We start from the raw sequence: 13,452 nt of genomic DNA on the forward strand, positions 1-13,452 counted from the left end.
CCCGTGACCAAACCCGCCACCCATATCTACCGCCTCCTCAAATGGGGCCGCATCCTTGCGCGGCACGGCGCGTTGCGCATTGTCGAGGATCATCCGCAAACACCCGGCCCCGTCCGCCGCCTGTGCCGGATCGCGCGCTTCGGGACGATCCAGCCCAAACAGCCCCAATATGCCGAGGCGTTTCAGGACATCGGCCCCGCCGCGATCAAGCTGGGCCAGACGCTGGCCACCCGCCCCGATCTGGTGGGCGAGGAAGCCGCGCGCGATTTGCTGACATTGCAGGATTCGCTGCCGCCCGTGCCGTTCGACCGGATCGCCGCCGCGATCGAGGCGAGCTTCGAGCGGCCATGGACCGATCTGTTCGATTCAATCGGGGAAACGCCCGTCGGCGCGGCCAGCATCGCGCAGGTGCATCGCGCCATCACCAAGGACGGCCGCACCGTCGCCGTCAAAGTGCTGCGTCCCGGCATTCGCGAACAGTTCAGCCGCGACATCGACACCTATGAATGGGCAGCCGCCCATCTGGAAGCATTGGGCGGAGAGGCGAAACGCCTGCGCCCGCGCCTGACCATCGCCAATTTCAAGCGCTGGACCAATCGGGAGCTGGATTTGCGGCGCGAGGCGGCAAGTGCGTCGGAACTGGCCGAATCGATGCATGCGGTGGCGGGCTTCGCCGTGCCCGGGATCGACTGGGACCGCACCAATGGCCGCGTGATGACGATCGAATGGATCGACGGCATCAAGATGTCGGACCGCGAAGCCTTGCTGGCTGCGGGTCATGACTTGCAGGATATCGCGCAAAGGCTGGTGCTGGCGTTCCTGCGGCAGGCCATCAGCGGCGGATTTTTCCATGCCGATATGCATCAGGGCAATCTGTTCGTGCAGGCCGACGGCACCATCGTCGCCATCGATTTCGGCATCATGGGCCGCATCGACCGGCGTGCGCGGGCGTGGCTGGCGGAAATCCTCTATGGGCTGACCACGGGCAATTACCGCCGCGTGGCCGAAATCCATTTCGAGGCGCAATATGTGCCCAGCCACCATTCGGTCGACGAATTCGCCACGGCCCTGCGCGCCGTGGGCGAACCGATGCGCGGCAAGCCGGTAAGCGAGCTGAGCGTCGGCCAGATGCTTGACGGGCTGTTCGCGATCACGCGCGATTTCGACATGCAGACGCAGCCGCATCTGTTGCTGCTGCAAAAGACCATGGTGATGGTAGAGGGGATCGCCACCCAGCTGTATCCCGGCATCAACCTGTGGGATGTCGCCGCGCCCTTCGTGCGCGAATGGATCCGCGACGAGCTGGGACCGGAGGCCGCGATTGCCGAACGCATCCGCACCGACACCCAGACATTGCTGCGCATCCCCGACCTTGTCCGCCGGATCGAAGAGCAGTTTCCGGCCAAGGGCGGCGCGCCCGAACCGCCGCCGCTGACCGATGTGGAGCTGATCTGGGAACGCCGCGCGCGCAAGAAGGTGCAGGGCGGCGCATCGCCGATGCCCTATGCGCTGGGTGCTGGCATCGGCGGCGCGGCGGTCTATGCTGCGATGATGATGGGCTGGATCGGATAGGAGCGAACAGGTGGCACCGCGAAAGATCCTGCTGATCGTCGGTGGCGGCATCGCGGCCTATAAGGCATGCGAGCTGGTTCGCCTGATCCGTAAAGGCGGCGCGGAGGTGACCTGCGTGGTCACCGAAGGCGGCCAGCATTTCGTGACTCCGATGACGCTGGCGGCCCTGTCGGAAAAGCCCGTTTACACCACCTTGTGGGACCTGAAGAACGAGGCGGAGATGGGCCATATCCAGCTGAGCCGCGAGGCCGATCTGGTGGTGGTCTGCCCCGCGACGGCCGATCTGATGGCCAAGATGGCGGCGGGGATCGCCGATGACCTTGCCACCACGCTGCTGCTGGCCACCGACAAGCCGGTGATGGCCGTGCCCGCGATGAATGTGCGCATGTGGGACCATCCCGCCACGCGCCGCAATGTCGCGCAATTGCGCGCCGACGGGGTGACGGTTCTGGAGCCCGACGAAGGGCCGATGGCCTGCGGCGAATTCGGCGCGGGCCGCTTGCCCGAGCCGGAAGCGATCTGGCAGGCGATCACCCGTTCCGGGGAAGTCGATCCGCTGATGGGCCAGCCCGACTTCGCGGGCGAAACGCATCGTTCGTTGCATGGTCGCCACGTCCTCGTCACCGCGGGCCCCACGCATGAGCCGATCGACCCCGTCCGCTATATCGCCAACCGGTCGAGCGGGAAGCAGGGCTTTGCCATTGCCGCTGCCGCTGCCGCGGCGGGGGCGCAGGTGACGCTGATCGCGGGGCCGGTGCATCTGGAAACCCCGCCGGGCGTCGACCGCTATGACGTCGAATCGGCGGTCGAAATGCTGGAAGCGGTGGAACAGGCGCTGCCTGCCGATGTGGCGATCATGGTCGCCGCCGTCGCGGACTGGCGCGCGGCCGACCGTTCGGCGCAAAAGATCAAGAAGGACGGTTCGGGTCAGGTCCCGCCGCTGCCGCTGACCGTGAACCCCGATATTCTGGCCAGCGTCGCCGCATCGCCCGCCCGCCCGCATCTGCTGATCGGTTTTGCAGCCGAAACCGACCATGTCGTCAGCCATGCGCAGGCCAAGCGGCTGCGCAAGGGCGCGGACTGGATCGTCGCCAATGACGTATCTGGCCCGCCCGGAAGCAGCGTGATGGGGGGCGACAGCAACACGGTCCATCTTGTCACCGGCGACGGGGTAGAGGACTGGCCCGCCATGCCCAAGGACAAGGTTGCCGCCGCCTTGGTCGAGCGGATTGCCGCGCATTGCAACAAGGACGCCGAATGATGAAGCCGCACGACCCCGTACCCGTTCCCGTGATGCGCCTGCCCGGCAATGACGATCTGCCGCTGCCGTCCTATGCGACCGAGGGTGCGGCGGGGATGGATGTGATTTCCGCCGAGGACTGGATCATCGCGCCCGGAGAGCGTGTGGCCGTCGCCACCGGCCTCGCCGTCGCCATTCCCGAGGGGTTCGAGATCCAGATCCGCCCGCGTTCGGGGCTGGCGCTGAAGCACGGGATTACCGTGCCCAATACGCCGGGCACTATCGATTCGGATTATCGCGGCGAGCTGAAGGTGATCCTGATCAACCACGGTCAGGAACCCTATGAGGTGCAGCGCGGCGACCGGATCGCGCAAGCGGTGCTGAGCCCTGTGGTGCGCGCCAGCTGGCTGAAGGTGGAGCATCTGGACGAGACGAAGCGCGGTGCAGGCGGTTTCGGCTCCACCGGTTTCGGTTCGGCGGAAGTCAGCCCGATCAAGGGCGATCAGGGCTAGATTTTGCCAAAAGGCCCGGCCGCCCCTCAGTAACGTCGGCCCTGCGCCCTTCTCTCTGACGCTGGGGCCCAACGGCCGGGCAAGTCATGCGGGGCGGGTGTGGCCTCATAACAGATGAGTCCGCCCCGAGGGAAACGCTTCGCCCCGACGCATGAGGCCGTCGGGGGCGAATCGCCCTGCTTTTATAGGAAATGCGCGCTTTCCCGACCCTGAACGGCCAGAATGCGGGGAACGGTCAGGATAAACGGGCAGGTTATCCGGCGCGATCAGTCCAGCGAGCGGACTTTCTTCGACCCGTCTTCGGGCGCGATCGAGATGCGCACGGTTTCGCCCGACTGGCCAGGGAAGTCGGTGAACATCGCATCGACCAGATTGGGCACCAGATATTGCAGCCGGTTCGAAGTCGAAACGGCCTCTGCCTTGCCCTCAAACAGGCGTTCGCCCGACACGCGATTGTCGATCTTCATATCGATGCCGCTGGTATAGACGGTATAGCTGCGCACGTCGGGGCCGCCCGCGAAGAACGGATCGTACCAGCCATAGCCCCATGCCGACCGGTAATAGGGCCGGCGGCCATAGAAACCGCCGTACCACGGGCTGAAATAAGGATCGCGATAGAAACCGGCGCCGGTCGTCGTAACCTTCTCGCGGCCTGTATCGACGCCATAATCAAAGCTGACCAGCAGATCCGCCGTTTCGGGCGATGCCTGCGTATAGCCCAGCTGCGTCATTTCCTGCGCGACATAACCCGCATATTGCGAGAATTCGAGGCCGCCCTTCAATGCCGGATCGTCGGCGACGACGGCAAAGCTCATCCCCTGTGGCGCGGGCAATTGCGCCTGAAAGCGCGAGACATCGGCCTTGAACGGCGTGGAGCAGGCGGCGACGCCCGCGACCAGCAGCGGTGCGGCCAGCATTTTGGCCCAAAAGCCGAAACGGGCGGTCTGTCGCGGGGATGTCATCGACTTGCTCTCCAATTGCAGTCCACGGGCGCCGGTCCGCTGCCAATATCGCGCAGGACGCCGCAAATCTTGCACATCCTGTAGCGATTCGCCGGTGAACGAAAGTTGAATATCGACTTTCAAACGCCCGACAAGCGCCGTAGTTTCATGGCATTAGGCATGCATGGCCTAACGCAGCAGCCCCAGCGCTTTATACGCGCCCGCCAGCGTCGGTGCCGCCGCCTCGCGCGCCTTGGCCGCGCCGCGCGCCAGAATGGCGTCGATCTGCTCCACATCGCTCTTCAGCTCGTTGAAGCGGGCGGTCACGGGGCGCAGATGCTCGACCAGCAATTCGCCCAGCGCGGGCTTGAACTTGCCGAAACCCTCGCCGCCGAAATCGGCCAGCACACCCGCCACGCTCTTGTCGGTCAGCGTGGCATAGATGGCGACAAGGTTCAGCGCCTCGGGCCGGCCAGCCAGCCCCGCGGGCTCCGACGGCAGCGGTTCCGGATCGGTCTTGGCCTTCTTCACCTTTTTCATCACAGTGTCGGGATCGTCCGACAGGTTGATCCGGCTCATATCCGAAGGGTCCGACTTGCTCATCTTCGATGTGCCGTCGCGCAGCGACATGATCCGCGCCGCATCGGGCGGGATGATCGGTTCGGGCAGGGTGAACAGCGGTGCTTCTTCGGTGCAGAAGTCGTTGTTGAACTTTTGCGCAATGTCTCGCGCCAGTTCCAGATGCTGTTTCTGGTCCTCGCCCACCGGCACATGGGTCGTCTGGTACAGCAGCACATCGGCAGCCTGCAGCACCGGATAGGTGAACAGCGCGGCGCTCGCCCCCTCGCGGTTCTTGCCCGATTTGTCCTTGAACTGCGTCATGCGGTTCAGCCAGCCCATGCGCGCCGTGCCGTTCAACAGCCATTGCAGCTCTGCATGGGCGGGCACCTGCGCCTGGTTGAACAGCACCGATTTCTTGCTGTCGATCCCGCATGCCGTCAGCGCGGCGGCCATGGTGCGGGTGTTCGCCGTCAGCGCGGCGGGATCGTGCGGCATGGAAATCGCATGCAGATCGGCAAGAAAGAAAAAGCAGTCATGCCCGGCCGCCGCCGCCTCGTCCTGCATGCGCACCCAGTTGCGGATCGCGCCGAGGTAATTGCCGAGGTGAAGATTGCCGGTGGGCTGGATGCCCGAAACGATACGCATGAACACTGCCTTTTTGGGATTATTCCGATAGGTCGACGGGCTTGGCCGGTCGCTTGCGCCGTAGCTGCGCGATAAGGTCCTTGTCGAGTGCGCCGATGATCCACGCCACCGCGAAGAACACGAAAGCGCCCGCGCCGACCAGCGCGGCCAGCGACCAGACCCGTTCGATCACGCTGGCGCCATAGCGGTCCGCCATCAGTGGCACGATCAGCCACAGCACCGCGCCCATGGCGGCTGTGGCCACCAGCTGCCGCGCGATGCGGCCGCCGAGCTTGGCGGTGAAATGGAACCAGCCGCGCATCTGCAACACGGTATACAGTGTCAGCACGTTCAGCGTGGAGGTGATCGCCGTCGCCGCCGCCAGCCCGACGATGCCGTAACGTGGCACGACATAGAAATTGATCGCGATATTCACGGCCAGCGCGCCCGCCGCGATCCACACCGGCGTCTTGGTGTCCGACCGGCTGAAGAATGCAGGCTGGAACACTTTGACAAGTACATAGGACGGCAGACCCGCGACCAGTGCCATCACGATATTGCCCATGATAAGGCCATCGTTCGCCGTCATCTTGCCGCCGACGAAAAACGCCGTGGTGAAGGCAGGGGCGCAGATCGCCAGCGCCACGGCGGCGGGCAGGGTAAGAAGCGTCGCCATCTCGACCGCATTGGTCTGCAGTCGCTGCGCCTCGCGCGTGTCGCCGGTCTGGATATGGCGCGCCAGCATGGGGAGGATCGCCGTGCCCAGCGCAATGCCGACAATGCCCAGCGGCATCTGGTTCAGCCGGTCGGCCAGTTTCAGCAGCGTCAGCGAACCTTGCGGCAGGCTGGTGGCGAAGAACGTGTCGACGAACTGGCTGATCTGGTAAATGCCCGCGCCGAAGGTGGCAGGCAGGATCAGCATGCCCAGCCGCTTCACCTCGGGCGTGAAATGCGGGCGGGTGATTTTCAGCGTTACCCCCGCCTTGCGCACGGCCCAGATCATATAGGCCAGCTGCGCCACCCCCGCGGCAGGGACCGAAATGGCAAGCGCGGTAGCGATATCGGCATCGCTGCCGCCGTGATGCCCGATATAAAACCCCGCACCCAGACCGGTAATCAGCACGATATTGAGCAGCACCGGCACGAAAGCACCCGGCGCAAAGCGCGAGCGTGCGTTCAGCAGGCCCGACAGCATGGCCACCAGGCTGACCAGCGCGAGATAGGGAAAGGTCACGCGGCTGAGCATGACCGACAGCTCGAACTTGCCGGGCACCTCTTGATACTCGCGCGCGAGCAGCCACACGATTCCCGGCATCGCCAGCATGGCCAGCGCCGAAAAGCCCAGCAGCACCCAGACGAACACCGACAGCGTATCGTTCGCGAACCGGTTCGCCGCCGCCTCGCCCTCTTCGGAATGGAGGCGGTGCGAATACATCGGCACGAAGGCGACCGAGAAGGCCCCTTCGGCAAACAGCCGGCGGAAGGTGTTGGGCAGGATGAATGCCAGCTGGAACGCGTCCGCCGCTGCCCCCGCGCCCAGCACGCGGGCAAGCAGCATGTCGCGCGCAAAGCCGAACACGCGGCTCAGCGCGGTGAGCCCTCCGATCGTCCCGACATTGCGGACGAGGCTCATATATTAAGGCTTTTCCGGCTCGCGGTTCAGGCCTGACCGGCGAACGGCTGTTCGCCCGCCTGACGGCGCTGTTCCATCTGTTGCTGGTAAAGACCCGCGAAATCGATGGGGTCGAGCAGCAGCGGCGGATAGCCCGCATCGCGTACGGCATCGGCCACGACGCGGCGCAGGAAGGGGAACAGGATGCGCGGCGCTTCTGCGAACAGGAACGCATGGCCCTGCGCTTCGGGTACGTTGCGAATGCCGATCAGGCCGCAATAGGTCGCCTCGACGATATAGGCCGTGCCCTGCGCCGCCTTGGCCGTGCAGGTCACTTTCAGCGCGACTTCGTGCACTTCGCCGTCGATCTGGTTCGACTGGATGTTGAACTGCACGTCCAGCTGCGGCTGGTCGTTCCACTGATAGCTTTGCGGCGCGTTCGGATTTTCGACCGACAAGTCCTTCACATATTGCGAAATCAGCCCGATGGCGGGCTGGTTGTCGGTGCCGTTGCCTGCGTTGGTGCCAGCGTCCAGATCGGTCAGGATATTGCCTTCGTCGGCCATGATGTCTTTCGTTTTCCGATTGCGGTCGGCGCGCCCCTCGCGCGCCTGTGTCGGTTGCGGCGCGTAGCATCGCGCGGCGGCGCGGGCAACCGGCCTGCGCCGGAGGGCGCAAATTGGCGGCCAGCGCCGGAGGGCGTAAATCGGCGGCCAGCGTCGGAGGGCGCAAATTGGCAACACGCGCCAAGATGCGCAAATGCGCCCGTTTTGCGCCGGATCGGTCCGGTCACCGGTTGTTCACCCTGTTTGTATATTTGTGTTTGTTGCCTATTTAAGGCAGGTTCGCCTTTCATGCCGGCGATGGGGCCGGCCCAATGCTTAATTACGGATGGATCACTCGTGATCGTCGAAATCGTCATTCTCGCCATGATCGCCGCCTTTCTGGGCCTGCGTCTCTATTCCGTCCTCGGCCGCCGTGCCGAGCATGAGGAGGAGATGCTGGGCCGAATGCCGCATACGCCCGAGGCGCAGGCCCCTTCGCCGCGCTCGCAAGCGGCGGACGGCACCGGCGCGGCGGACGACCGGCAGCTTCCCGGACTGGAACGCGCGCTGGCGGGCATTCCGCTGGGCGCGCAGCGCGCGGTGCGCGAGATTGCGAATGCCGACCGCCGCTTCACGCCTGTCGCCTTTATCGAGGGCGCGAAGAGCGCGTACGCCATGATTCTGGAAGCCTTCTGGAAGGGTGACCGCGAGACTTTGAACGAGCTGTGCGACGATGATGTCTATGCCAGCTTCGTCGCCGCGATCGACGCGCGCGAAGCGGCCGGCGAATCGGTTGAAAATCGCCTGATCCGGATCGAGGAGGCGGAAATCGTTGGTGCCGATTTCGATCATCCGATGGCGCGCATCACCGTGCGTTTCGCATCCGACATTGCCGCACTGACCAAGGACAAGGACGGGAATATGATCGCGGGTTCGCTCGACGATGCGATCCAGTCGCGCGATGTCTGGACCTTCAGCCGCAAGGTGACCGCGATGCGTCCCGACTGGCTGCTCGACGAAACCGACGAAGGCTAAGCCCGCAGGGCTGGCGGGGGGACAGACCGTGCCGCGCAAACGGGCTGCGCCTGCTGCCGCTTTATTGCTTCCTGCCATGGCGCTGCTGGCCGCTTGCGCCGGTTCGCCGCCCGAACCCGTTCCCCCGCCCGCGCCCGACAGGGCCGCCGATGCTGCGCTGGACGCTGGCCCAGCGGTCAGCACCATGGCGCTGGAACCCGGCGATGCGGCGGCGGCGCTCGCTTCCTTTGTCGAAAGCTGCCCCAAGCTGCTTGTCCGCACCGATGCCAGCGGGCTGACACGCGCCGAAGACTGGCGCGCAGCCTGTGATGCCGCGCGCGTCTGGCCTGCCGCCACCGCGCGCGATTTCTTTGCAGGCTATTTCGAACCGGTGCGGGTCGCGCAGGGTGAGGGTTTTCTCACCGGCTATTTCGAACCGCAGATAGAGGGCGTGCGCGAAAAGGCGGCAGGCTATGACGTGCCCGTCTATGGCATGCCCGCCGATCTGGTGCGCCAGCCCGGATATACGGGCGAAGGGCGCGCGCCTTTGGGCCGCGTGACCGATGACGGGCGGTTCACATCCTATTACGAACGGTCCGAGATCGTCGCGGGCGCGCTGGATGGACGGGCGCCGGTGATCGGCTGGGCGAAAGACCCGATCGATTTCTTCTTCCTGCAGATTCAGGGCTCCGGCCAGTTGCGCGCACCCGATGGCAGCGTGATGCGCATCGGCTATGCCGGGCAGAACGGGCGCGAATATGTCGCCATCGGACGCGTGCTGCGCGAACGCGGCGTGTTCCAGCCGGGCGAGGCGACGATGCAGGGCATTGTCGACTGGTTGCGCGCCCATCCGGACGAAGCCGAAGAGGTGATGAGCACCAATAAAAGCTGGGTGTTCTTCCGCGAGCTGACCGGCGATGGCCCGCTGGGCGCGCTGGATGTGCCGGTTCGCCCCCATGCCAGCGTCGCCGCCGATCCGCGCTTCGTGCCGCTGGGCGCGCCGGTCGTGATCGATGCCGACCATGATGGCGATCGGTTTGGGGCGGACGGCATCTGGATCGCGCAGGATACGGGCGGCGCGATCAAGGGCGCAAACCGGCTGGACACGTTCTGGGGCGCGGGAGAGCGCGCGAAAGAGATCGCGGGCGGCATGTCGAGCGAGGCCGAAGTCACTTTGCTGCTGCCGCGCGGCACGCTGGCGCGGTTGGGTGCCGCGAGGCGATGAGGCGCCGCCAGCGCGAATTGGATGCAGAAGAGCGACGGGCATGGGCGCATCTGGCCGCTACCGTCACCCCCATGCCCGGCCGCAAACGGCCCGAAACGCCGAAGAAAGCGCCAGAGGAACCGCTGCCGCCGCCCAAACAGGCGCCCAAATCCGCATCGCGTTCGAAATCGCCCCGCCCGCAGCGCGCGGTGCCCCCGCCTCCTCCCCCACCGCGCGTTCCGGACGAAAGCGGTGGCGGGCTGGATCGCGGCTGGGACCGCAAGCTGGGGCGCGGCACGATCGACCCCGATTTCACCATGGACCTGCACGGGCTGGGGCTGGACGCGGCCTATCGCAGGCTGGAAGCGGGGATGACGCAGGCCATCGCGCAACAGGCCCGCGTGCTGCTGGTGGTGGCAGGCAAACCCCGTCCCGTCGATGCGGCGGACAGGGGCAGCAAGCGCGGCGCGATCCGCGCAAAACTGCTCGACTGGCTGGCGGCCGGTCGTCATGCCGGACAGATCGCCGCCATACGCAAGGCGCATCCCCGCCACGGCGGCGCGGGCGCGATCTATATCATTCTGAAACGCCAGCGATAACGGGCGGTCAGTCCATCCCCATGCTCCACGCATGGCCGAACTGGATGTAAAAGATCGCGCCATCCGGCCCGAACGCTACGTCCATCCCCGCATCCACGCCCAACTTGCGCGCAATGCGATAGCGGAAGCCCCCGCCGCCCGCGAATACCGCGCCCGAATCTTCGAAGAACTTCGACGATCCGGCATAGGCCGTGCCATAGCCCGCAAATCCGACGACCGACCAGCGCGGGAACAACTTGCGCGTCACCTCGACTTCCGAACTCCATGCCGTGCTGCCCTGATAGCGGCCCGCCTGCACCCCGCGCAGATCGACCGAAGGCGCGAAAAACGACGGGAAATCGCCGCGCGCGGCATCCAATTCGGTTTTGGCGCCCAATGTCCATTTTTCGGCGAGCGGATAGAATGCATAGACATCCGCGTCATAGATTTCGAAATTTCGGTCGCTGCCGAAACTGTCCGAATTGAACTTGCCCTCGACAAAGGCGTTGAACCCGCTGCGCGGCGTGACCGCATTGTCGCGGCTGTCGAAATGAAAGCCAAAGCCCAGCGCGCCGGTCGTCAGCTTGCGCTGAAAGTCGGTCGGGAAATCGTCGGGCACGCCCTCTATCTCGGGCAATTCCACGCTGGTCTTCAGCCCGCGAAAATCGACGATCGGCCCCAGCGAAAAGCGCGGATCGGCCAGATGCAGCCGTGCCGATCCGAAAATGCCATATTGGTATTTGTTCGTATATTCGATCCCGTCGGGCGCAAAGGCGGGGTACATGTCGAGCGATATTTTACCGTGCCCGATCCCGAATTTATAGGAAACGCGCCCGTCGAACGCCTGTCCCGACTGGAAATAGCCGATACCGTATGACCCGTTCCCCGTCTTGATGCCGCCCAACATGCGCCGCGTGGTGCGTTGCGGCTGGCCGGGGGTCATGTCCACGAATTGCGCCACCACGCCGAAACCGCCGTCGACTGCCGGTTCGGTGATGATGACAGGCATGGGAAAGAACCCGCCCGTCATCAGGCTTTCGGAAAAGTCGAGCTTGCCATCCTCGTCATCGTAGAACGGGTCGAGGAAGCCACCATGCTTGCTGCCATGCGGCTGATCCGACGGTGCAGGTGCAGGCGGCGATATCTCACCTTCGGCAGGGGCGTCCTGCGCCAGAGCGGGTTGCGCCATCAAGGTCAGCGCCGCCACCAGAAAAACCCGATTCAGCCTGCGCCCCACACCAAACACCCATGCCTGCATCGCCGCGACCGGCGGCGTTCCGGCAGGCAGGATAACGCGGCGTATGGGCGCGAATATCGGGGTAAGCCCCGATGCGGCCTGTTTTATGCAAGCAAAAGGGGCGCCCCGCCAATCGGCAGGACGCCCCCGATGATAGCGCGGCCGGTGCCGGATCAGGCCGGTTGCGGTGCCTGTTCCGCCTGCGCGATCTGGTCCGCCGGCTCGGTGCGGATCAGATAGTCGAACGCCGAAAGCCCTGCCGTCGCGCCCTGACCCATCGAAATGATGATCTGCTTATAGGGCACATCGGTCGCGTCGCCCGCCGCGAACACGCCGGGCAGATTGGTCGCAGCCCTCGCGTCGGTGACGATCTCGCCATGCTTCGACAGTTCGAGCCCCGAATCCTTCAGCCACTCGGTATTGGGCACCAGACCGATCTGCACGAACACGCCCTGCAATTCGACCTTGTGAAGCTCGCCCGATTCGCGGTCCTTGTATTCAAGGCCCGACACGCGCTCGCCATCGCCGAGGATTTCGGTCGTCGCGGCAGAGGTGATGATGTTGACGTTCTTCATCGACCGCAGCTTGTCCTGCAGCACCTGATCAGCGCGCAGCTTGCTGTCGAATTCGATCAGCGTGACATGACCGACGATATTGGCCAGATCGATTGCCGCCTCGACGCCCGAGTTGCCGCCGCCGATTACCGCGACATGCTTGCCCTTGAACAGCGGGCCATCGCAGTGGGGGCAATAGGCAACGCCCTTGTTGCGATATTCCATCTCGCCCGGCACGCCCAGATTGCGCCAGCGCGCACCGGTCGTCAGGATCAGGCTGCGCGCTTTCAGCGATGCGCCATTGGCCAGCTTCACCTCGTGCAGCCCGCCCGCTTGCGATGCGGGGATCAGCTTTTCCGCCGTCTGCAGGTTCATCACGTCGATATCATATTCGCCGACATGCTGTTCCAGCGCGGCGGCCAGCTTGGGCCCTTCGGTATAGGGGACGGAAATGAAATTCTCGATCCCCATGGTGTCGAGCACCTGCCCGCCAAAGCGTTCGGCCGCTATGCCGGTGCTGAAACCCTTGCGCGCGGTATAGACCGCTGCCGAGGCACCGGCAGGGCCGCCGCCGACGACGAGCACTTCGAACGCGTCCTTCGCGGCGATCTTTTCGGCCTGCTTTGCGGTTGCACCGGTGTCGATCTTGGCAAGGATTTCCTCGACACTCATCTTGCCGCTGGCGAACATCTCGCCATGCAGGAAGGTGGCGGGCACGGCCATCACGCCGCGCGCGTCGACTTCGTCCTGAAACGTCCCGCCCTCGATCAAAGTGGCGGTGATGCGCGGGTTATACAGCGCCATCAGGGTCAGCGCCTGCACCACGTCGGGGCAATTGTGACAGGACAGCGAGAAATACATTTCGAAATCGAAATCGCCTTCCAGCGCCTCGATCTGCTCGATGACTTCGGGCTCGACCTTGGGCGGGTGGCCGCCTGCCCACAACAGGGCAAGGACGAGCGAGGTGAATTCGTGGCCCAGCGGGATACCGGCAAAGCGGACCCATCTGGCGGGATCGCTGGCGCGGCGGATGATAAAGCTGGGCTTGCGGTCGTCATTGCCGTCGAAAGAGGCGCTGACCTTGTCGTTCAGCTCTGCGATTTCGGTCAGCAATTCGCGCGTGTCGTCCGACTTCTTGCCCTCACCAAGCGAGGCGACGAGTTCGATCGGCTCACGCAGATTGTCGAGATACTGCTTAAGCTGCTGTTTCAGATTGGCTTCAAGCATGGCGGGGGCCTCCTGTTTCACATATTCTGGA

12 protein-coding genes are annotated in these 13,452 nt (G+C 64.7%); 6 read left to right on the forward strand and 6 right to left on the reverse strand.

Annotation, left to right across the window (positions count from 1 at the left end; translation table 11 throughout):
- The first annotated feature begins 3 nt into the window (after positions 1-3).
- Genes ubiB through dut form a run of 3 tightly spaced genes read left to right on the forward strand, consistent with a single transcriptional unit; the run spans position 4 to position 3,324 of the window.
- Positions 4-1,572, forward strand: coding sequence for a 2-polyprenylphenol 6-hydroxylase (gene ubiB, locus LOZ77_RS14475; RefSeq protein WP_230279700.1), 1,569 nt, complete (start codon positions 4-6; stop codon positions 1,570-1,572).
- 10 nt (positions 1,573-1,582) lie between these two features.
- The gene (gene coaBC, locus LOZ77_RS14480) at positions 1,583-2,833 is read left to right on the forward strand and encodes a bifunctional phosphopantothenoylcysteine decarboxylase/phosphopantothenate--cysteine ligase CoaBC (RefSeq protein ID WP_230279701.1); all 1,251 of its coding nucleotides are present in this window, start codon (positions 1,583-1,585) and stop codon (positions 2,831-2,833) included.
- Complete coding sequence (dut, locus tag LOZ77_RS14485) at positions 2,830-3,324, forward strand: dUTP diphosphatase (protein ID WP_230279702.1); 495 nt, start codon at positions 2,830-2,832, stop codon at positions 3,322-3,324. The genes coaBC and dut overlap by 4 nt, the downstream gene beginning before the upstream one ends.
- Positions 3,325-3,590: 266 nt before the next feature.
- Here the strand turns inward: dut and LOZ77_RS14490 are convergent, their stop codons facing one another.
- The 4 genes from LOZ77_RS14490 to secB form a co-directional block, all read right to left on the reverse strand.
- Complete coding sequence (locus LOZ77_RS14490) at positions 3,591-4,286, reverse strand: DUF4136 domain-containing protein (protein ID WP_230279703.1); 696 nt, start codon at positions 4,284-4,286, stop codon at positions 3,591-3,593.
- A 168-nt stretch (positions 4,287-4,454) separates the two neighbouring features.
- Positions 4,455-5,471, reverse strand: coding sequence for a tryptophan--tRNA ligase (trpS, locus tag LOZ77_RS14495; protein WP_230279704.1), 1,017 nt, complete (start codon positions 5,469-5,471; stop codon positions 4,455-4,457).
- A 19-nt stretch (positions 5,472-5,490) separates the two neighbouring features.
- Positions 5,491-7,083, reverse strand: coding sequence for a murein biosynthesis integral membrane protein MurJ (gene murJ, locus LOZ77_RS14500; RefSeq protein WP_230279705.1), 1,593 nt, complete (start codon positions 7,081-7,083; stop codon positions 5,491-5,493).
- 26 nt (positions 7,084-7,109) lie between these two features.
- Positions 7,110-7,628 carry a protein-export chaperone SecB gene (gene secB / locus LOZ77_RS14505; RefSeq protein ID WP_230279706.1) on the reverse strand — a complete coding sequence of 173 codons (519 nt, stop codon included), beginning with the start codon at positions 7,626-7,628 and terminating at the stop codon, positions 7,110-7,112.
- Positions 7,629-7,964: 336 nt separating this feature from the next.
- Here secB and LOZ77_RS14510 point away from each other — a divergent pair, with 336 nt between their 5' ends.
- The 3 genes from LOZ77_RS14510 (at position 7,965) to LOZ77_RS14520 (ending at position 10,424) form a co-directional block, all read left to right on the forward strand.
- Positions 7,965-8,642: a Tim44/TimA family putative adaptor protein gene (locus tag LOZ77_RS14510; RefSeq protein WP_230279707.1), complete on the forward strand. Its 678-nt coding sequence runs from the start codon at positions 7,965-7,967 to the stop codon at positions 8,640-8,642.
- 76 nt (positions 8,643-8,718) lie between these two features.
- Positions 8,719-9,846, forward strand: a complete 1,128-nt coding sequence (locus LOZ77_RS14515) for a murein transglycosylase A (RefSeq protein WP_230279708.1) — start codon at positions 8,719-8,721, stop codon at positions 9,844-9,846.
- Entirely contained in the window at positions 9,843-10,424 is a 582-nt protein-coding gene (locus tag LOZ77_RS14520; RefSeq protein ID WP_230279709.1) for a Smr/MutS family protein, read from the forward strand. Before LOZ77_RS14515 ends, LOZ77_RS14520 begins: the two co-directional genes overlap by 4 nt.
- Before the next feature lie 7 nt (positions 10,425-10,431).
- On the opposite strand, the gene LOZ77_RS14525 is transcribed toward LOZ77_RS14520, so the two are convergent.
- Both LOZ77_RS14525 and ahpF read right to left on the reverse strand, forming a co-directional pair.
- On the reverse strand, positions 10,432-11,610 hold the full coding sequence (locus tag LOZ77_RS14525) for a BamA/TamA family outer membrane protein (protein ID WP_230279710.1): 1,179 nt from the start codon (positions 11,608-11,610) through the stop codon (positions 10,432-10,434).
- Between the two features lie 203 nt (positions 11,611-11,813).
- Positions 11,814-13,421 (reverse strand): alkyl hydroperoxide reductase subunit F, encoded by a 1,608-nt coding sequence (gene ahpF, locus LOZ77_RS14530; protein WP_230279711.1) that lies wholly within the window; start codon positions 13,419-13,421, stop codon positions 11,814-11,816.
- Between the last annotated feature and the right edge of the window lie 31 nt (positions 13,422-13,452).

Origin of the sequence: Croceicoccus sp. Ery15 (assembly GCF_020985305.1) — a bacterium.
Classification (GTDB): domain Bacteria; phylum Pseudomonadota; class Alphaproteobacteria; order Sphingomonadales; family Sphingomonadaceae; genus Croceicoccus.

Coding starts and splice junctions, on each gene's coding strand:
- dut (WP_230279702.1), top strand. CDS start 2,830: ATGATGAAGCCGCACGACCCCGTACCCGTTCCCGTGATGCGCCTGCCC.
- LOZ77_RS14490 (WP_230279703.1), bottom strand. CDS start 4,286: ATGACATCCCCGCGACAGACCGCCCGTTTCGGCTTTTGGGCCAAAATG.
- trpS (WP_230279704.1), bottom strand. CDS start 5,471: ATGCGTATCGTTTCGGGCATCCAGCCCACCGGCAATCTTCACCTCGGC.
- murJ (WP_230279705.1), bottom strand. CDS start 7,083: ATGAGCCTCGTCCGCAATGTCGGGACGATCGGAGGGCTCACCGCGCTG.
- secB (WP_230279706.1), bottom strand. CDS start 7,628: ATGGCCGACGAAGGCAATATCCTGACCGATCTGGACGCTGGCACCAAC.
- LOZ77_RS14515 (WP_230279708.1), top strand. CDS start 8,719: ATGGCGCTGCTGGCCGCTTGCGCCGGTTCGCCGCCCGAACCCGTTCCC.
- LOZ77_RS14520 (WP_230279709.1), top strand. CDS start 9,843: ATGAGGCGCCGCCAGCGCGAATTGGATGCAGAAGAGCGACGGGCATGG.
- ahpF (WP_230279711.1), bottom strand. CDS start 13,421: ATGCTTGAAGCCAATCTGAAACAGCAGCTTAAGCAGTATCTCGACAAT.